Here is an 18,718-nt window from a genome sequence, read left to right as displayed (position 1 = left end):
ATTGCTCATATGCCGGATCAGGTCGTCACCCGATTTGCACCCTCGCCCACCGGGTATCTCCATATCGGCGGTGCGCGCACCGCCCTGTTCAACTGGCTCTATGCCCGGGGACGCGGCGGTAAATTCCTGCTCAGGATCGAGGATACCGACCGGGCGCGCTCCACGCCCGAGGCCACGGCTGCCATCCTGCAAGGGTTGAACTGGCTGGGTCTCGACCATGACGGCGAGGTGTTCAGCCAGTTCGAGCGCGCGCCCCGGCATGCCGAAGTGGCACGCGAACTGCTGGCCCAGGGCAAAGCCTATAAGTGCTTTTCAACACAGGAAGAAATTCAGGCCTTTCGCGATGCAGCGCAGGCCGAGAAACGCTCGACCCTGTTCCGCAGCCCCTGGCGCGATGCCGATCCGTCGACCCATCCGGACGCGCCGTATGTCATCCGCATCAAGGCGCCCCAGGGCGGGGAAACCGTGATCCACGACCGGGTTCAGGGCGACGTGACCATCCGCAACGACCAGCTTGACGACATGGTGCTGCTGCGCTCGGACGGGACGCCGGTCTATATGCTGGCGGTGGTGGTCGACGACCACGACATGGGGGTGACCCATGTGATCCGGGGCGACGACCACCTCAACAACGCCGCCCGTCAGATGATGATATACCAGGCGATGGGCTGGGACGTGCCGGTCTGGGCCCATATCCCGCTGATCCATGGACCCGACGGCAAGAAGCTGTCCAAGCGTCATGGCGCACTGGGGGCGCAGGAATATCAGGCCATGGGCTATCCCGCTGCCGGAATGCGCAACTATCTGGCGCGGCTGGGCTGGAGCCATGGCGACGATGAATTCTTCACCGATGCGCAGGCGCGGGAGTGGTTTGACCTGGACGGAATCGGCAAATCGCCCGCGCGCTTCGATCTGAAAAAACTCGAGAATCTGTGCGGTCAGCATATCGCGATCTCGGATGATGCTGCACTGCGGCAAGAGCTTGAGGCCTATCTGGCGGCGGCTGGGCTGCCCGCGCTCAGCGCGACACAATCCGGTGATCTCGAACGTGCGATGTATTGCCTCAAGGAGCGGGCCCGCACTTTTCCGGAACTTGTTGAAAAAGCGGCTTTTGTCTTGTCATCCCGCCCGATCCGACCGGACGAGAAAGCTGCCGCTGCACTGGCGTCTGTATCCGACGGTATACTGAAAGAATTGACGCCGCACTTGCAAAATGCTAGCTGGTCGCGAGATAGTCTGGAAGATGCTTTGAACGCGTTTGCCGAGGCACATGGAACCAAGTTTGGCAAGCTTGCCGGCCCCTTGAGGGCAGCACTTGCGGGACGTTCGACGACGCCTTCGGTTTTTGACATGATGCTGGTTCTGGGACGCGACGAAAGTCTGGCCCGCATCCAGGACGCGGCCGAGGCTGCCTGATCTTTGCGATCGGGTAATCTCACGCGGTTAAGACCCGGGTCTGCACGCGCGCGTGCGGACACGCCCGCATGGGATGCGCGCAAGATGGTGCGCCCCGTGCCTGCCACAAGGAAGGGACAAGAATGACTGAAGAAAAGAAAACCGCGACGCTCAGCCTGAACGGCCAATCCTATGAGTTGCCAGTCCTTTCGCCGTCGACGGGCCCGGATGTCATTGATATCCGAAAGCTTTACGGTCAGGCGGGGGTGTTCACCTATGACCCCGGCTTCACTTCGACAGCAAGCTGCGACAGCACCATCACCTATATCGACGGCGAGCTGGGCGAGCTGTTGCATCGCGGTTATCCGATCGACCAGCTCGCGGCCAAGTCTCATTACCTCGAGGTCTGCTATCTGCTGCTCTACGGTGAGTTGCCGACCGCCAAGGATCTGGAGAAGTTCGAGACCACGATCACCCGCCACACCATGATCCATGAGCAGATGCATTACTTCTTCCGCGGCTTCCGCCGCGATGCGCATCCGATGGCGACCATGGTGGGTGTGGTCGGCGCGATGTCGGCCTTCTATCACGACTCGACCGATATCGCCGACCCGCATCAGCGCGAGATCGCCAGCCACCGGCTGATCGCCAAGATGCCGACCATCGCGGCGATGGCGTATAAATACTCGATCGGCCAGCCATTCATGTATCCGCGCAACGATCTGGATTACGCGGCCAACTTCCTGCAAATGTGCTTTGCCGTGCCGGCCGAGCATTACCATGTGGACCCGATCCTGGCCCGCGCCATGGACCGGATTTTCACCCTGCATGCCGATCACGAGCAGAACGCCTCGACCTCGACGGTGCGTCTGGCCTCGTCCTCGGGCGCCAATCCGTTCGCCTGTATCGCTGCCGGGATCGCCTGTCTCTGGGGGCCCGCGCATGGTGGGGCGAACCAGGCGTGCCTTGAAATGCTTAAGGAAATTGGCTCTCCGGACCGTATCCCCGAGTTCATCGCCCGCGCCAAGGACAAGAACGATCCGTTCCGCCTGATGGGCTTTGGCCACCGGGTCTACAAGAACTTCGACCCGCGCGCGACGGTGATGAAACAGTCCGCCGACGAGGTGTTGGATCTGCTGGGCGTGGAGAACAACCCGATCCTGGCCACCGCCAAGGAACTGGAGCGCGCGGCCTTGGCCGACGACTACTTCGCCGAGAAAAAACTGTTTCCGAACGTGGACTTCTACTCGGGCATCATCCTTGAGGCGATGGGTTTCCCGACCTCAATGTTCACGCCCATCTTCGCGGTGTCGCGGACCGTGGGCTGGATCAGCCAGTGGAAGGAACAGCTGTCGGATCCGCAGCACAAGATCGGCCGCCCGCGTCAGCTCTATCTCGGCTCGACCGCGCGCGATTATGTGGATATCGAAGACCGCTGATCCGATCCGTCGGAACAGGCCAATTCAACCCCGGTGGAGCCATCCGCCGGGGTTTTCCTTTTGTCCCACGAATTGACCGTTTTGTACGTCGCCAAAGACCCCGATTGTCCGTCTTGTACGGCGGTCACCGGGCCCCCGACCCAGCCTGCCAAAGCGATTCCCCGACCGGCCAGAAGCGGGTTTGTCCGAGTCGTTTCCGTTTTCACCCGCTGCGCCGGGCCACGGGAAAAACCGTTTCCCAGACGTAAACACCGCGTACCCTGATTTAGGGGTTTTGGCCGGGAAAACGGTAAATTTGTGTTCAAAACATGGCGCGCGCCCTAGTGTCGGCCACTGATCTTTGAAGGGGGATTTCCATGACCGGAACCGTTGGCGAAAAGACACAGATTACCGTCTCGCTGGGCTGCGAGCCGAGATTGCTGGTGACCATTGTCGAAAAATTCGATGGCGGATTGTTCATCGACATCAAGTCGGAGGATCCGGAGGTCGATGCCGGTGACCTTGACGGGTTCTTTTTCAACTTCACCGATGAAGCCACCCTGAACGGGTTGCACATCTGGCCGGACGAGAACCAGGGCACCGAGTGGGCGCCTGTCACCGATGTGCAGATGGACCCGGACGCGGTCGACAGCCTGAGCAACGGGGCGCAGTTGGCCGAGAGCTATGATGCCGGGATCCAGTTCGGGCTGAGCCCGGATTCGACCGAAGGCTATGTGAGTGCCGCCAACTTTACCATGTGGTCGGAAAACGGCCCGCTAAGCATCGAAGATATCGACCTCGACAGTCTTGCCGCGGTGGTGAACTCGGACACCGAAAACGGGTTGGTCAAGACCGTGAGCGACCAAAGCGGCGGCGGAGACAGCTTTGACGACGAAGAGCATGAAGACGAAGAATGCGCCTTCCTGATCGAGGGGCCGGTCAACACCGAGGTGGTGCTGACCCAGCTTGAGAATGGCGATATCCGGGTCGACCTGGAGGTGCTGGAGGGCGACGACCCGGATGCGACCGGACAGATCGGCGATATCAACGGTCTGTTCTTCAACATCGCGGACGACAGCCTGCTGAACGGGATGACCGTGAGTGGCGAGGACGTGACCGGTTCGCAATTCGCGGCCGGGTCGGTCAACGATCTGGGTAACGGCGTCAACATGGAGGGCGCACAGGAGGGCGAGACCGGCGAGACCGAAAACGGGTTCGATGCGGGTATCTCGATCGGGCGAGGCGGGATCGGGCATGACGACGATATCCGCGCCACCAGCTTTACCCTGTCGCATCCCGACGGGCTGAGCCTCGACGATTTCGAGGGCGAGATGTTTGGCCTGCGGCTGACCTCGGTCGGGGAAGAGGGCAGCGAAGACCGGGAAGGGTCGCTGAAACTGCTTGGCCAGTGCGAGGAGGACCCGCAGCCGCCGGTCTGCGACGACCAGTACTACCTCAACGATGTCATGGCGCTGATGACCCAGCCCATGCATGACGAGCTGGCCTATGAGATGATGGCAAGTGAGCCGGTCGACGAGGTGGATCTGGTCGAGACCTATTGAGCCCGGTCAGAACAGGTTGAGCTGATCGCCGGGCTGCGGCGGCACCCGGAACAGATCGCATCTGAGGGCTGGCGCCTGCTGCGCCAGCCCGACGCGTTTGCAGGCGGCGCGAAACCGTTGCGCCATCATCTCGGCATACTGACCCTCGCCCCGCATCCGGTGGCCCCAGCGCGGATCATAGTCGCGGCCGCCATGCATCTCGCGCAGGCGCGCCATCACCTTGGCGGCCCGGGTCGGGGCATGTTCGGCCAGCCATTCCTGCCAGAGCTGCGACACCTCGCGCGGCAGGCGCAGCATGATCCAGCTGGCGGTGTCGGCGCCGGCCTCGGCCCCGGCGGCCAGAAGCGCCTCCATCTCGTGATCGGTGAGGCCGGGTACCAGCGGCGAGGTCATCAGCCGCACCGGCACCCCTGCCCCGGTCAGCGTGCGGATCATCGCCAGCCGCCGCTTTGGCGCGGGCGCGCGCGGCTCCATCCGCCGCGACAGATCGGCGTCGAGCGTGGTGAGCGAGATGCCGACGCGCACCAGCCCGCGCGTTGCCATCGGACCGAGGATATCGAGGTCGCGTTCGATCAGCGCGCCCTTGGTCACGATGGCGACCGGGTGATTGAATTCGGCCAGCACCGCAAGGCAATCGCGGGTGATCCGGTGGGTTTTCTCGATCGGCTGGTAGGGGTCGGTATTGGTGCCGACGGCGATGGGCGCCACCTTGTAACGGCGCGCGCTGAGTTCGGCGCGCAGGATCGCGCCCGCGTTTGGCCGCGCCACCAGCCGGGTTTCGAAATCGAGCCCCGGCGACAGTCCGAGATAGGCATGGGTCGGGCGGGCAAAGCAATAGACGCAGCCATGTTCGCAGCCGCGATAGGGATTGATCGAGCGGTCGAATGGCAGATCGGGCGATCGGTTATAGGTGATCAGGCTGCGCGCGGTCTCGATCGCGACATGGGTGCGCAGCGGCGGCAGATCCTCGTCGCGGTCCCAGCCGTCGGATTCGGCGACACGGTCATGCCGTTCGAACCGCCCCGCCTCGTTGCTGAGCGCGCCACGCCCGGGGGTGCGGATGCCGAGATTCTGCGATGGATCGGTGGGACTCATGGAACATGAGTAGAACATCAAGCGAACATTCCGCAAGGGTTGGTTCACACGCGGCGGCGCGAAGACGGCGGATCATGTGCCCGGCCCATGATCATTCTGCGGATTACTCATTATCAATCCGGCGAATTCCTTTCTATAGGTCGGTTGCAACACCGCCCATGTCGCAATCGACGCAGTCGAAAAGTGACCCTTGGGCAAAAAGGGAAAAAACGCATCCGGGGCATTCCCCCACCAACGCTCAAGGAATCACGCCATGTCGGAAGAAGAAGACATCATCCTGTCGGAACTCGACGACGAGGAACTCGTCCAGCAGATGTTCGACGACCTCTATGACGGTCTCAAGGAAGAGATCGAAGAGGGTGTGAACATCCTGATCGAGCGCGGCTGGGCCCCCTATGACGTGCTGACCAAGGCACTGGTGGGCGGCATGACCATCGTCGGCGCCGACTTCCGCGACGGCATCCTGTTCGTTCCCGAAGTGCTTCTGGCCGCCAACGCGATGAAGGGCGGCATGGCCATCCTGAAGCCGCTGCTGGCCGAAACCGGCGCGCCGCGCGTCGGCAAGATGGTGATCGGCACCGTCAAGGGCGACATCCACGACATCGGCAAGAACCTTGTGTCGATGATGATGGAAGGTGCCGGTTTCGAGGTGGTCGACCTGGGTATCAACAACCCGGTCGAGAATTACATGGATGCGCTGGAGCGGGAACAGCCCGACATCCTGGGCATGTCGGCGCTGCTGACCACCACCATGCCCTACATGAAGGTGGTGATCGACACGCTGGTCGAAAAAGGCGTGCGCGACGACTATATCGTGCTGGTCGGCGGCGCGCCGCTGAACGAGGAATTCGGCAAGGCCATCGGCGCCGACGCCTATTGCCGCGACGCGGCGGTGGCGGTCGAAACCGCCAAGGACTGGGTCGGGCGCAAGCATAACCGCATGGCGGTCTGAGACCTGTCTCTCTCGCATGCAGGGCCGCCCTTGAGAGCGGCCCTTTTTGTTGGCGATACGCCGACTGTGTCACATCTCGGTCACCTTTCCCTCTGACTTTGGCCAGCTTCGGGCCTTAGGTTGTCAGCCGTACCCAAGCTGCCCGGAGGTGCCCATGCCCACGACCTTTACCGCGCTGTTCCTAGGCAATCTGGCCGATATCGACACGTTCGAGGGGAACAATTCGGCCGAAAACGCCGCCGCTCTTGTCGGGATGACCTTTGGCAGCGCCACCGATCCGCTGGTCGACAGCGCCGTGACCTGGAGCGCGGTAGGAGATCCGGGGTCGTTCTATGACATGGACAATTCCCCGCCCGAACAGTTCTCGATCGATGGCGGTCCGGCACAGACCTTTGACGGCACCGCCGTCTATGACGCCACCATCACCTATACCGATGGCAGCACCGCAACCATCACCGCGGTGCTGGCCCAGGATGTGAACGGCAATACCTATCTGATGCCCGAGTTCAACGCCAATGCCGACCAGAGCGCGCTTGAGGCGGGAATCATCCAGTCTCTCACGCTCGATGCGCTCACCGGGGGCGGCGCCAATTATTCCGGCCTGACCGCCAACCGGCAGGACTGGCAGCTGGTCACTTGCTTCACCCCCGGCACCATCATCGACACCGCAGACGGGCCGCGCCTGATCGAGGAGTTGCAGCCGGGCGACCTGATCCGCACCCTTGACCATGGCGACCAGCCGCTGCGCTGGATCGGGCGTACCACCGTGCGCGCCACCGGGGCCCTTGCGCCGGTGCTGATCCGGGCCGGGGCGCTGGACAACCGGCGTGACCTGATCGTCTCGCCCCAGCACCGGATGCTGATCGAAGGCTGGCGGGCCGAGCTGGTCACCGGCCATGTGCAGGCCCTGGTGGCCGCCAAGCATCTGGTCAATGCCCGCGATATCCTGATCGCGCCGGGCGGCGAGGTCACCTATATCCATCTGCTGTTCGACCGGCACGAGATCATCTGGGCCGAAGGCTGCCCGACCGAAAGCTTCCACCCCGGGCAGATGGGCTGGTCGGGTCTGGAACAGGCGGCGCGCGACGAGATCCTGATGCTGTTCCCGGAACTGGCAACCACCGGCATGCAGAGCTTTGGCCCGCTGGCCCGCCCTGCCATCCGCCAGCACGAGGCCTTGCTGTCGGTCGCCTGACACATCCGGTCGCCTGCGTGCTTGCCTTTGCCGCGCGGGCCTTGGCATTCTGCGCCGACCCCAACCGGCACAAGGCGGCCCCGACATGACCATGCTCCCCGATGACGCCCAGCTGACCCGCAGCGGGCTCAGCCTGAGCAGCGGCGACGCCCGTATCCTGCTGATCGCCTGTGGTGCGCTGGCGCGCGAGATCCTCGCATTGCGCGACCGCAACGGCTGGACCCATATGGATCTGACCTGCCTGCCCGCCATACTGCATGTCCATCCTGAGCGAATCACCGCCGCGGTCGAGGAAGCGGTGGCACGCCACCGCGACAGGTATCAGCGGATTTTCGTGGTCTATGCCGATTGCGGCACCGGCGGCCTGCTTGAAGCCGCCTGCGCGCGGCTGGGGGTCGAGATGGTCAAGGGCCCGCATTGCTATTCCTTCTTCGAAGGCAACGACCGGTTCACCGAGATCGCCGAAGAGGAGTTCACCGCCTTTTACCTGACCGATTTTCTGGTGCGGCAGTTCGATGCCTTTGTCTGGAAACCGATGGGCTTCGACCGTCACCCGGAGCTGATTCCGATGATGTTCGGCAATTACACCAAGCTGGTCTATCAGGCCCAGACCGACGACCCGGCCCTGACCGAAAAGGCGCGCATCTGCGCCGAGCGGCTCGGCCTCACCTTCGAGCGCCGATTTACCGGCTATGGCGATCTGGAAACCACGCTGGCGGGTTGGGCGGATAAGGCACCGCGCGGCTAGGCCGCGCGCGCCCGTCCTGCCGCCGTTCAGGCGATCTCTGGCGCGGTCAGCCGCGCCATGGCGTTGGCCTCGTATGCGGCGATGGCGGCGCCATCCAGATGGCTGTCGACGCGCTCGACCCAGGCCTTGATGGCGGGGCTGTCGGGCAACAGGTGGGGTGCCCACTGAAAGGGCGAGGCCAGCAGGATGTCGGCAAGGCTCAGCGTCTCGCCGAGCAGAAACGGCCCCTTCTGCACGCCCTGTTCCAGCACGGCGCTGAGTTCAGCCGTGCCGCGAAAGGTCTCGGTGATCGCCGGATGCTCCAGCCCGGCGAAGGCGGCCACAAGGACCGGCTCCAGCACCCCGCCCGAATAGGCCATCCAGCTGAGGTAAGCGCCGCGCCCAGGCGCGCCGATGGCGGGGCTGAGCGGCTGGCCGAACAACTCGTCGAGATACATCATGATGGCCGCGCTTTCGCGAATCCCGGTGCCGTCGTCGGTGACCAGATAAGGCACCTTGCCCTCGGGATGGGGATTGCGCGGATCATGCCGCCCGCTGCCGTCATGGCGAATGACGTCGACGGTCACCACCTCGACCTGATCCAGCTTGCCCATCAGCATCAGCTGCGCGATGACGCGGGAAGAGCGGGTATGGGGCGAATAATAGAGTCTTGGCATTTGGATCACCTTTGATCTGTCGGGTTGAAGATACCCCCAAGTGCCAATACCCTCTTGCCAGATCCTGTCAGGAGCATTGCCGGACCCTGCCCCATGCCCAAGACCGACCGCCTGTTCCGCCTTCTGCACCTGATCCGGGGTTTACGCCCGCCGGTGACCGCCGCGCGGTTGGCCAGCGCGATGGAAGTGTCCGAGCGCACGATCTATCGCGACATCGACAGTCTGCGGGCAGCCGGTGCCCGGATCGAGGGCGAAGCGGGGGTCGGCTTTACCATGGTCGAGGACCCCGCCCTGCCGCCGCAGACCTTTACCCGGATCGAGATCGAGGCACTGACGCTGGGGCTGGCCGATGTGACCCAGCGCGGCGATGCCGATCTCGCCCAGGCGGCCAGTGACGCGCTGGTCAAGATCCTCGCCACCCTGCCCGAACGCCAGCAGCGGCAGGCCATGCATGCGGTCAACATGGCGCAGCGCCTGATCACGCCCGCGACCCCCAGCATCGACATGACCCTGCTGCGCGAGGCGATGTGGGCCGAAGAGGCGCTGGAGATCGGGTATCGCGACCTGAAACAGGAGCGCACCCGACGCCGCATCTATCCGCTGGCGCTGTCCTATCACGACCGCAGCGTGATGCTGCTGGCCTGGTGCTGCAAGCGGCAGGATTTCCGCAGCTTTCACGTGACCCGCATCGAGGGCTATGAAAGGACGCAAGAGAGCTTTCGCCCGCGGCGGGTGGTGTTGTTGCGGGACTATGTCGCGCGGCTGCGCGCGCGGGATCAAGCCTGTCTGAATGGCCTCGCGTAAGCGCTCAGGCGGCCTCGGCCGCCACCGCGCGGATCCGTTCGATCATCGCGCGCAGCCCGTTCGAGCGCTGTGCCGAGAGGTGATCGTGCAGCCCCAGCCGCCCCAGTTCGGCGCGCGCGTCGATGGCGCCGACCCCGGACACCGGGGTGTCGTTGTAGAGCGTCCTGAGCACCGCGATCAGCCCGCGCACGATCATCGCGTCGCTGTCGCCGTCGAAGCGGAAGTTGCCGTTGTCGATGACCGGTTGCAGCCAGACCTGGCTGGCGCAGCCATGCACCTTGTTGGCGGGCACCTTGAAGGCCTCGTCCAGCGGCTCCATCGCCTTGCCCAGTTCGATGACATGGCGATAGCGGTCCTCCCAGTCGTCAAGGAACTCGAAATCCTCGACAATCTCTTCGAAGGCGGGGCTTGCCATCTGTCGCTCCTGCTCTGCTCACGCGGGTTTGCTGTGACCTAAGGTGCCCGGGGCGGCCTGTCCAGCCCCGGCATGGCTTTTCAACGCGGCCGGGATGCGCTAACCGGTAGTCAAGGACCATTGCAATACGGGGCGCGTGCGCGAGATGCTGAAACCACTGACCGTTCTTGTGACTGCCGGGATGATGCTGAGCGCCTGTGGCGGCTGGCGCGACTCGCGGGTGAACCCGTCGAACTGGTTCGGCCCCTCGAATCCGGCGCCGGTGGCGGCCTCGGCCGATGCCGACGCCAATCCGCTGATTCCCAGCGGTGGCGGCAAGGGTCTGTTCGCCCGTCCCGATCCGGTGGACAACACCATCCCGATCACCCGGGTGACCGAGCTGAAGGTCGAGCCGACCACCACCGGCGCCATCGTCTATGCGGTGGGCATCGCCAATCGCCAGGGCGCCTTTGACGCCGAGCTTCGCCGGGTGGTCAGCGAGGAAAACGCCAAGGCGGGTATCCTGGCCTATACGTTCCGCGTCGATTACCCCGAAGACGCAACCCCGCAGGGCGCCGAGAACACCCGCACCGTGCGGGCCGCCGCCAGCCTGACGCGCAAGGATCTGGCCGGGATCAAGCTGATCCGGGTCGAGGGCCAGCAGGGCGCGCTGGAAACGCGCCGCCGCTAAAGCTGGATCAGCCGGATGGTCTGGCCCTTGGCGGCCAGCGCCACCTTGCCGTCGCAAAGCCGCAGCGCGTCCTCGCCGAACACCTCATACCGCCAGCCGGTCAGCGCGGGAACCGCGCGCTCGCCCGCCGCGATCAGGTCGAGATCGGCGCTGGAGGCGATGAGTTTCGCCGCGACGCCCTCGTTTTCGGTCTTGGCCTTCAGCAGAACCCGCAAGAGATCGGCCAGCGCCGGGTTGACCTGAAGGTTCTCGCGTCCGTTTTCGACCTTGGGCATCTTTTCGGGTGGGCATTCGATCCCGCGCTTGACCGCGTCGAGGATGCCATCGGCGATGGTGCCCTTGCGCGCCTCGCGCAGCAGGAGCCGCGAGCCGCCGAGGTCGGCATGGGTGCGCGGCTTGGTCGAGGCCAGCTCGATCAGTGCGTCATCCTTGAACACCCGGCTGCGCGGGATGTTGTTGGTCTGGGCGTGGCTTTCGCGGAACGCGGCCAGTTCGCGCACCACGGCCAGGAACTTGCCCGAGGAGGTGCGGGTCTTGATCCGGCGCCACGCCTCTTCGGGCTGGATGTCGTAGATGGCCGGGTCGGTCAGGGTCTGCAACTCCTCCGCGACCCAATGGGTACGGCCTGTCTTCTGCAACTCGGACGAGAGATGTTCGTAGATGCGGCGCAGATGGGTGACATCGGCCAGCGCATAGGTTTTCTGCGCATCCGTCAGCGGGCGGCGCGACCAGTCGGTGAAGCGCGAGGTCTTGTCGACGCCTTGGCGGCAGATCTTGCGCACCAGCGTTTCATAGCCCACCTGTTCGCCGAAACCGCAGACCATCGCGGCGACCTGGGTGTCGAACAGCGGCTTGGGAAACACGCCCGCATCGACCCAGAAGATCTCCAGATCCTGCCGGGCGGCATGGAACACCTTGACCACCGCCTCGTTGCGGAAGAGGTCATAGAGCGGGTCCAGTTCCAACCCCTCGGCCAGCGGATCGACCAGAACCGCGCTGTCCTCGTCCTCGCCGGGATAGGCGAGCTGGATCAGGCAGAGCTTGGAGTAATAGGTCCGCTCGCGCAGGAATTCGGTATCGACGGTGACATAGGGATGCGTTGCGGCGGCGGCACAGAAATCGGCCAGGTCTTTCGTCGTGGTCAGAGTTTTCATTCGGCTATGATCTTGCTCTTGCTTTTCTTTGCGTATGATCCCTGCCCTGCGATCGGCCCGGATTGTTCGACCTTAGGGTCATACCCGAATATCTGCAAACCCCCTTTCGGCAACACTGGGTTTACATCAGGGCAACCAGACCGGGCGGCGGTCACCGCCGGCAAAGCGGCGCAGGACGGCAGGATAGAGTTTGTGTTCCCAGGTCAGGACCCGGGCTGCGAGGGTTTCCGGCGTGTCGCCGGGTTCGATGGCGACTCGGGCCTGGCCCAGGATCGGGCCATCGTCCAGTTCCGAAGTCACCTCGTGCACGGTGCAGCCATGTTCGGTGTCACCCGCCGCCAGCGCGCGGGCGTGGGTGTGCAGCCCCTTGTATTTCGGCAGCAGCGAGGGGTGGATATTCAGCATCCGACCCTGAAAGCGGTCGGTGAACCCGGCCGTGAGCACCCGCATGAACCCGGCCAGGCAGACGATATCGGCGCCCGCATCGAGGATCAGCTTGATCAGTTCCGCCTCGAACGCGGCACGGTCCTTGCCAAAGGGGCGGTGATCGACCACCGCCGTGGGCACACCGCGCGCGGCGGCCTTGGCCAGCCCGCCCGCGTTTGCGTCATTCGAGAGCACCAGGCAGGGACGCGCCGGATGGTCGCCGGTCATGCTGTCGACCAGCGTGACCATGTTCGACCCGCCGCCCGAAATCAGGATCGCGACGCGCTTTGGGCTCACAGCAGCTTGCCCGTATAGGCGATGCCGGGCGTGGTGGTGACGGTGCCGATGCGGGCGACGGTTTCGCCCTCGGCCCGCAGCAGCTCGGCCAGCGCCTCGGCCCGGTCGGCGGCGCAGACCACGATCATGCCGATGCCGCAGTTGAAGGTCTTGAGCATCTCGCGCTCGACAATGCCGCCGGTCTCGGCCATCCAGCGGAACACGGGTGGCAGATCCCATGTGTCGAGGTCGATGGTGGCGCCCATGCCCTCGGGCAGGACGCGCGGCAGGTTCTCGGTGAGGCCGCCGCCGGTGATATGGGCCAGCGCATGCACGCCGCCGGCGCGGATCGCGGCCAGCACCTGACGCACATAGAGCCGGGTCGGCGTCAGCAGCGCCTCACCCAGTTTTCCGGGGCCAAAGGGGCAGTCCGATTCCCAGCTATTGCCCGAGATCTCGACCAGTTTGCGCACCAGCGAATAGCCGTTGGAATGCACCCCGTTCGAGGCAAGGCCCAACAGAACGTCGCCCTCGGCCACGCCTTCGGGCAGCGCGGTGCCCCGCTCCATCGCGCCGACGGCAAAGCCCGCCAGATCGAAATCGCCCGCCGGGTACATGCCGGGCATCTCGGCGGTCTCGCCGCCGATCAGGGCGCAGCCCGATTGCACACAGCCCTCGGCAATGCCCTCGATGATGCGGGCGGCCTGCTCGGTCTCGAGCTTGCCGGTGGCGAAATAATCAAGGAAAAACAGAGGTTCTGCGCCCTGACAGACCAGATCGTTGACGCACATGGCCACCAGGTCGATACCGACCCCGTCGACCAGCCCGGTGTCGATGGCGATGCGCAGCTTGGTGCCGACCCCATCGGTGGCCGCGACCAGAACCGGGTCGGTGTAGCCTGCCCCCTTGAGGTCGAAGAGCGCGCCGAACCCGCCCAGCCCGCTGGCCACGCCGGGACGGTTGGTGCGCTTGGCGGCCGGCTTGATCCGGTCCACCAGCGCGTTGCCCGCGTCGATATCCACCCCTGCCTCGGCATAGGTGATGCCGTTCTTGCCGCTGGTCATCCTCTGGCTCCTTCCAAAACGTTGCGGCAGCCTTTAGCGCAAGGCGAAACGGAAGGGAACAGGGATCGCCCCGCACCGCGACATTGGGTGCGAGGCTGGGGGTTCGGGGCTGGGGCATCAGAGACCGAATTGCCAGGGCGCGGGCTGCCAGGCATAGGTCGTGCCCTGCCGCAGCACCCGACCCAGCGCCGGAAAGTCGAGATGCGCGCCGGTCACCAGCAGGTTGTCGGCGACGGCCCGGTCCAGCATCCGGCGGCGGGTGGCCACGGTCAGCGCTGGGTCGTCGTCAAAGGCGATGGTCCAGCCCGGCTCGGCAAATTGCAGCGCGGTGGAATGGATCAGGTCGCCCCAGAACAACAACCCTTCGCCGCCCGCATCCAGCATGAAGCCGGTATGGCCCGGCGTATGCCCCGGCAGGTCCAGCGCGGTAAGACCGGGCGCCGCCTGACCCTCGCCTTGCAGCAGGCGGAGACGGTCGGCATAGGGCGCCACCGCGCGGCGCGCCATGTCGAAGAAGCCGCGACTGCCCTCGGGCACGCTGGCCAGGATGGCTTCATCGTGCCAGAAATCCCATTCGCGCTGCGCCACCACCAGTTCGGCCTTGGCAAAGGCTGCCGTGCCGTCAGCGGCCAGGAGACCGCCCGCGTGGTCGGGATGCATATGGGTCAGCAGCACGGTGTCGATGCTGTCAGGAGCGACCCCAACCGCCGCCAACCCCGCATGCAGCGCGCCCAGCCCCGGTCCCATCAGCTGGGCGGTACCGGTGTCGATCAGCACCCGGCGCCCGGCACGTTCGACCAGATAGCCGTTGACCGGGATGGTCAGCGCATTGTCCTGCATCCGGTGCAGGCCCTGCGCCAGCACCTGTTGCGCGCGGGCCTCGTCATAGCCGTTGATCAGCTGGGTGCCGACCGGCAGATGCCCGTCGAGGAGCACCGTCACCCGCGCATCGCCCAGGGTGAAGCCATGGGTGATGGCGCCCGCGCCTGTGGTCGCGGCCTGCGCCACGCCGCCAAGGGTCAGCACCGGCGCTGCCGCAAATGTGGCCAGAAGGCTCCTGCGATTGATTGTCATAAGAAACTCCACTATCTGTTCCGGGGCATTTCCCCGTGCGGCAGAGGTAAGACGCCGGAATGGCCCGGAATATCCCTCTGTCTCCGATATCCGTTATCAGCATTGCTTATAGGTGGGACATGGATCGGCTGACGCTGCTTGAAACCTTTGCCGTCGCGCTCGACGAGGGCAGCCTGAACCGGGCCGCCCGCAGGCGCGGCATCACCCAATCGGCGGTCAGCCAGCAGATCAAGCAGCTGGAGGCCTCGATCGGCCAGCAACTCCTGCACCGCACCGCGCGCGGCATCCATGCCACCCGGGCGGGCGATCTGGTTTATGTACATGCCCAGACCCTGCTGTCGGGCTATAACCGGATGACAGCCGAGCTGGACCAGCTGGAAAGCAGCGTCTCGGGCACGTTCCGCATCAGCGTCAGTTCCTTTCTGGGGCGCAGCGTGATCGGGCCGATGCTGATCGAGATGAACGCCGCCCATCCCGATCTGAACATCGTCATGCGGCTGGAGGACCGGCTGGTCGATGTGGTGCGCGAGGGCTATGACCTGGCGATCCGCACCGGGCGGCTGGGCGATACGGACGGATTCGGGCGCAAGATCTCGGTGGTGGAAACCGTGCTGATCGCCACGCCCGCCTATCTGGATCGCGTCGGCCGCCCCGTCCAGCCCGAAGACATGAAGCGGCTGGATTTCATCCAGCATCACGAAGACCAGACCAAGGGGTTCTTTCCCCTGCGCCGCGACGGGCGGGAATACCCGGCGCCGGTGCGGGTGGGGTTCACCGCCGACGACCCGGATCTGATCATGCGGGCGGTCGCCTCTGGCTCGGGCTATACCCGGGTGCCCCGGTTCATGGTTGCCGAACAACTGGCCAGCGGCACGTTCGAGCTGGTGCTGCCGGAATACCAGCCGCCGATCAAGGATGTGTTTGCCGTCTACCCCTCGCGCCACACCCCCGACCGGCGCCGTGATCTGACCATAGAAAACGCGGTGGCGCGGTTCGCGGCGCTGCGTGCGCCACAGGCGGAAGCGGACACAATCACCGCTTGACCCTGTGGCCCGCATTGCCTAACCAACAGGCAGGCGGGCCTGTAGCTCAACGGTTAGAGCAGAGCGCTCATAACGCTTTGGTTGCGGGTTCAAATCCTGCCAGGCCTACCAGATCTTACCGCCCTATCACGATATCGGCGCAAAGACCGCCCAGCCGTTCGCTGTCGCCCAGCCGCAGCGCGCCGCCATGGGCGCGCGCGACATCGGCGACGATGGCAAGACCCAGGCCCACGCCGCCGCCCTTGTTCTGATTGCGCGCCGCATCGAGCCGCTGGAACGGCTTGATCGCCTCGGCCCGCTTGTCCGCCGGAATGCCGGGGCCGTCATCCTCGACCCGGATGCGCAGGAATTTTGACGTCATGGCAAGGCTCACCTCGGCCCGGTTGCCGTAACGCAGGGCATTACCGATCAGGTTCTCGACAGCGCGGCGCAGCGCCATGGGGCGGAGCATGACCTTTTCGCCCGCATCGCAGCCTTCGGTCGCGACAAGCTGCACATCGGTGCCGGACCTCTGGGCATCCTCGACGATCTGGCGCAGCAGTTCACCCGGGTCGACCGGCTCGGGCATCGCTTCGGATGCCCCGCGCGAGAAATCGAGAAAGGCGTCGAGCATCTGCTGCATTTCGCTGACATCCTGCAACAGCGGAGCGGCGTCCTCTTCATCGAGCATGGAGAGCCCGAGTTTCAGGCGGGTCAGGGGCGTGCGCAGGTCGTGGCTGACCCCGGACAGCATCAGGGTGCGCTGTTCGAGGTGCCGCTCGATCCGGGCGCGCATATCCAGAAAGGCGCTGCCAGCGGCGCGAATCTCGATGGCGCCAGAGGGGCTGTAGGGCACGGTATGGCCGCGACCAAAGGCCTGCGCCGCATCCGACAGCCGTTTGAGCGGGCGCAACTGGTTGCGCATGTAGAGGAACGCAATCGCCGTCATCAGCACGCCGAAGAACACCATGGTCACGATCAGCTGATGCGGCGCGGCCGGCGACAGCCGGCGGCGGTCAAAGCTGAGCTCGACCGGGCCCAGGTCGGTGTCGATAAACAGCCGCGCCTGGCGGGTGTTGGGCAGTTCCACCGCCAGCACCTGGGGCAGCCGGTTGCGAATCGTGCGCAGCACCTGGCGACCGGTGTAATCGGTCCATTGCCGCAGATCGGCCTTGGGCACCTCCTCGGTCGCGATAAAGCGCATGTTGATGTGCAGTGGCGACAGGAACGGCGCCAGCGTGGTCAGAAAGTGGTCCTGGGTGCCCGCCTCGGGTGCCTGCCGCGCGATCATCTCGATCTCGCGCACCACGGTCAGGGTCATCTGCTTGGTCACATCCTCCAGATGGCGTTGCAGGAACACCACCGAGACCACGATCTGTACGACGATCACCGGCACCACGATGATGATCGCCGCCCGCGTGTAGATGCTGCGCGGAGAATAGTGTTTGAGCCAACGGAAGGTCATGGGCTAAGCCTAGCCTGCCGCCAGAGGGAGCAAAAGACGGATATGATGACCCCGCCCGACGATTTTGACCCGCCCGTGGGTGTTGCTGCCGACCTGGCCCCCGGCCTGCGCCGCCTGGTGGCGCCGAATCCCTCGCCGATGACCTATCGCGGCACCAACACCTATCTGGTCGGCACGCGCGAGTTGGCGGTGATCGACCCCGGCCCGGAGAGCCCCGCGCATCTGGAGGCGATTCTGGCGGCGCTGGAGCCGGGACAGAGCATCAGCCATATCGTCGTCACCCATACGCATCTGGACCACTCGCCGCTGGCCCGCCCGCTGGCCGCGCGCACCGGCGCGCCGGTGCTGGCCTATGGCGGGCCGGAGGCCGGGCGCAGCGCGGTGATGCAGGCGCTGGCCGACGCTGGGCTGGCGGGCGGTGGCGAGGGCATCGACCGCGCGTTCACCCCCGACCGGACTGTGGCCGATGGCGAGGTCATCGCGGGCGACGGCTGGGCGCTGGAGGTGATCCATACTCCCGGCCATTTGGGCAATCATATCGCGCTGGCCTGGGAGGACATCTGTTTCACCGCCGACCACGTGATGGGATGGGCCAGTTCGCTGGTCTCGCCCCCCGATGGCGACCTGACCGATTTTATGGCGGCGTGTGCCCGGCTGCGCGCCCGCAACTGGCGCGCGTTCCATCCCGGCCACGGGGCGCCAGTGGATACGCCCGCCGCCCGGCTCGACTGGCTGATCGAACACCGACTGGGCCGCGAGGCGGCGATCCTGGCGGCGCTGGAGGATGGCGCGGCCACGGCACGTGGCCTGGCCGAGCGGATCTATACCGAGACACCGGCCGCCCTGCTGCCCGCGGCCGAGCGCAACGTCTTCGCTCACCTCGTTGATCTTTATGGAAAAACCCGCGTTTCACCCATCGGAGACCTGGCCGCCGGAGCGACGTTTGAGCGTCTGAAATAGGGGATCGGCATTTTTCCCCGAAAAATTGCCCGGCCCCTCTGGACGCCCGGAATCGCTGTTGCTATAGGGCACGCACCGTTCCGGCGTAGCTCAGCGGTAGAGCAGTTGACTGTTAATCAATTGGTCGTAGGTTCGATCCCTACCGCCGGAGCCAAAATCCTCACCTCTCAGGTCACCTTGTCGCCGCTGTGCCAGGCGCAATCCGCATGGCCGCTCCCGACCTCGCCATTTTCGCAAAATTTTCCGCGCACCCTCTGGACGCCCGGAATCGCTGTTGCTATACGGCGCGAACCGTTCCGGCGTAGCTCAGCGGTAGAGCAGTTGACTGTTAATCAATTGGTCGTAGGTTCGATCCCTACCGCCGGAG

18 protein-coding genes and 3 tRNA genes are annotated in these 18,718 nt (G+C 64.8%); 13 read left to right on the top strand and 8 right to left on the bottom strand.

Features of this window, described 5'->3' with window-relative positions; translation table 11 throughout:
* Nucleotides 1–9 precede the first annotated feature (9 nt).
* From gltX to OE747_RS16340, 3 genes are all read left to right on the top strand, one after another.
* Nucleotides 10–1,416 carry a glutamate--tRNA ligase gene (gltX, locus tag OE747_RS16350; RefSeq protein WP_263829624.1) on the top strand — a complete coding sequence of 469 codons (1,407 nt, stop codon included), beginning with the start codon at nucleotides 10–12 and terminating at the stop codon, nucleotides 1,414–1,416.
* 122 nt (nucleotides 1,417–1,538) lie between these two features.
* A complete protein-coding gene (locus OE747_RS16345; protein ID WP_263829623.1) occupies nucleotides 1,539–2,834 on the top strand; it encodes a citrate synthase in 1,296 nt (431 codons plus the stop codon).
* Nucleotides 2,835–3,190: 356 nt separating this feature from the next.
* Nucleotides 3,191–4,375, top strand: coding sequence for a hypothetical protein (locus OE747_RS16340; RefSeq protein ID WP_263829622.1), 1,185 nt, complete (start codon nucleotides 3,191–3,193; stop codon nucleotides 4,373–4,375).
* A gap of 6 nt (nucleotides 4,376–4,381) precedes the next feature.
* Here OE747_RS16340 and OE747_RS16335 read toward each other — a convergent pair whose 3' ends face one another.
* Nucleotides 4,382–5,470, bottom strand: a complete 1,089-nt coding sequence (locus tag OE747_RS16335; RefSeq protein ID WP_263829621.1) for a PA0069 family radical SAM protein — start codon at nucleotides 5,468–5,470, stop codon at nucleotides 4,382–4,384.
* Between the two features lie 253 nt (nucleotides 5,471–5,723).
* Between OE747_RS16335 and OE747_RS16330 the strand changes: the two genes are divergently transcribed.
* The 3 genes from OE747_RS16330 (at nucleotide 5,724) to OE747_RS16320 (ending at nucleotide 8,365) form a co-directional block, all read left to right on the top strand.
* The gene (locus OE747_RS16330; protein WP_263829620.1) at nucleotides 5,724–6,422 is read left to right on the top strand and encodes a corrinoid protein; all 699 of its coding nucleotides are present in this window, start codon (nucleotides 5,724–5,726) and stop codon (nucleotides 6,420–6,422) included.
* Between the two features lie 154 nt (nucleotides 6,423–6,576).
* A complete protein-coding gene (locus OE747_RS16325) occupies nucleotides 6,577–7,617 on the top strand; it encodes a Hint domain-containing protein (protein ID WP_263829619.1) in 1,041 nt (346 codons plus the stop codon).
* Nucleotides 7,618–7,702: 85 nt separating this feature from the next.
* Nucleotides 7,703–8,365 (top strand): DUF1638 domain-containing protein, encoded by a 663-nt coding sequence (locus tag OE747_RS16320; protein ID WP_263829618.1) that lies wholly within the window; start codon nucleotides 7,703–7,705, stop codon nucleotides 8,363–8,365.
* Nucleotides 8,366–8,391: 26 nt separating this feature from the next.
* Here OE747_RS16320 and OE747_RS16315 read toward each other — a convergent pair whose 3' ends face one another.
* On the bottom strand, nucleotides 8,392–9,021 hold the full coding sequence (locus OE747_RS16315) for a glutathione S-transferase family protein (protein WP_263829617.1): 630 nt from the start codon (nucleotides 9,019–9,021) through the stop codon (nucleotides 8,392–8,394).
* A 93-nt stretch (nucleotides 9,022–9,114) separates the two neighbouring features.
* On the opposite strand from OE747_RS16315, the gene OE747_RS16310 reads away from it, so the two are divergent.
* Nucleotides 9,115–9,825, top strand: a complete 711-nt coding sequence (locus OE747_RS16310; protein ID WP_263829616.1) for a helix-turn-helix transcriptional regulator — start codon at nucleotides 9,115–9,117, stop codon at nucleotides 9,823–9,825.
* Nucleotides 9,826–9,829: 4 nt separating this feature from the next.
* On the opposite strand, the gene OE747_RS16305 is transcribed toward OE747_RS16310, so the two are convergent.
* A complete protein-coding gene (locus OE747_RS16305; protein ID WP_263829615.1) occupies nucleotides 9,830–10,240 on the bottom strand; it encodes a SufE family protein in 411 nt (136 codons plus the stop codon).
* 145 nt (nucleotides 10,241–10,385) lie between these two features.
* Between OE747_RS16305 and OE747_RS16300 the strand changes: the two genes are divergently transcribed.
* Nucleotides 10,386–10,910, top strand: coding sequence for a hypothetical protein (locus tag OE747_RS16300; RefSeq protein ID WP_263829614.1), 525 nt, complete (start codon nucleotides 10,386–10,388; stop codon nucleotides 10,908–10,910).
* Here the strand turns inward: OE747_RS16300 and rnd are convergent.
* The 4 genes from rnd to OE747_RS16280 form a co-directional block, all read right to left on the bottom strand.
* Entirely contained in the window at nucleotides 10,907–12,064 is a 1,158-nt protein-coding gene (rnd, locus tag OE747_RS16295; protein ID WP_263829613.1) for a ribonuclease D, read from the bottom strand. The genes OE747_RS16300 and rnd overlap by 4 nt on opposite strands.
* 126 nt (nucleotides 12,065–12,190) lie before the next feature.
* The gene (gene purN / locus OE747_RS16290; protein ID WP_263829612.1) at nucleotides 12,191–12,787 is read right to left on the bottom strand and encodes a phosphoribosylglycinamide formyltransferase; all 597 of its coding nucleotides are present in this window, start codon (nucleotides 12,785–12,787) and stop codon (nucleotides 12,191–12,193) included.
* The gene (gene purM, locus OE747_RS16285) at nucleotides 12,784–13,830 is read right to left on the bottom strand and encodes a phosphoribosylformylglycinamidine cyclo-ligase (RefSeq protein WP_263829611.1); all 1,047 of its coding nucleotides are present in this window, start codon (nucleotides 13,828–13,830) and stop codon (nucleotides 12,784–12,786) included. The genes purN and purM overlap by 4 nt, the downstream gene beginning before the upstream one ends.
* A gap of 117 nt (nucleotides 13,831–13,947) precedes the next feature.
* Nucleotides 13,948–14,904, bottom strand: a complete 957-nt coding sequence (locus OE747_RS16280; RefSeq protein ID WP_263829610.1) for an MBL fold metallo-hydrolase — start codon at nucleotides 14,902–14,904, stop codon at nucleotides 13,948–13,950.
* A 119-nt stretch (nucleotides 14,905–15,023) separates the two neighbouring features.
* Between OE747_RS16280 and OE747_RS16275 the strand changes: the two genes are divergently transcribed.
* Together OE747_RS16275 and OE747_RS16270 are read left to right on the top strand one after the other, a co-directional pair.
* Nucleotides 15,024–15,947, top strand: coding sequence for a LysR family transcriptional regulator (locus tag OE747_RS16275; protein WP_263829609.1), 924 nt, complete (start codon nucleotides 15,024–15,026; stop codon nucleotides 15,945–15,947).
* 35 nt (nucleotides 15,948–15,982) lie between these two features.
* Nucleotides 15,983–16,058, top strand: a tRNA-Ile gene (locus OE747_RS16270).
* 4 nt (nucleotides 16,059–16,062) lie between these two features.
* Here OE747_RS16270 and OE747_RS16265 read toward each other — a convergent pair.
* A complete protein-coding gene (locus OE747_RS16265) occupies nucleotides 16,063–17,391 on the bottom strand; it encodes an ATP-binding protein (RefSeq protein WP_263829608.1) in 1,329 nt (442 codons plus the stop codon).
* A 45-nt stretch (nucleotides 17,392–17,436) separates the two neighbouring features.
* Here OE747_RS16265 and OE747_RS16260 point away from each other — a divergent pair, with 45 nt between their 5' ends.
* From OE747_RS16260 to OE747_RS16250, 3 genes are all read left to right on the top strand, one after another.
* Nucleotides 17,437–18,351, top strand: coding sequence for an MBL fold metallo-hydrolase (locus OE747_RS16260; protein ID WP_263829607.1), 915 nt, complete (start codon nucleotides 17,437–17,439; stop codon nucleotides 18,349–18,351).
* Between the two features lie 79 nt (nucleotides 18,352–18,430).
* A tRNA-Asn gene (locus tag OE747_RS16255) sits at nucleotides 18,431–18,505 on the top strand.
* Between the two features lie 141 nt (nucleotides 18,506–18,646).
* Nucleotides 18,647–18,718, top strand: a tRNA-Asn gene (locus tag OE747_RS16250).

It is taken from the genome of Ruegeria aquimaris, from assembly GCF_025751555.1.
GTDB classification, from domain to species: domain Bacteria; phylum Pseudomonadota; class Alphaproteobacteria; order Rhodobacterales; family Rhodobacteraceae; genus Ruegeria_B; species Ruegeria_B aquimaris.
Note: the sequence above shows the minus strand (reverse complement) of the source record. Positions and strands in the feature narration are given on the sequence as shown.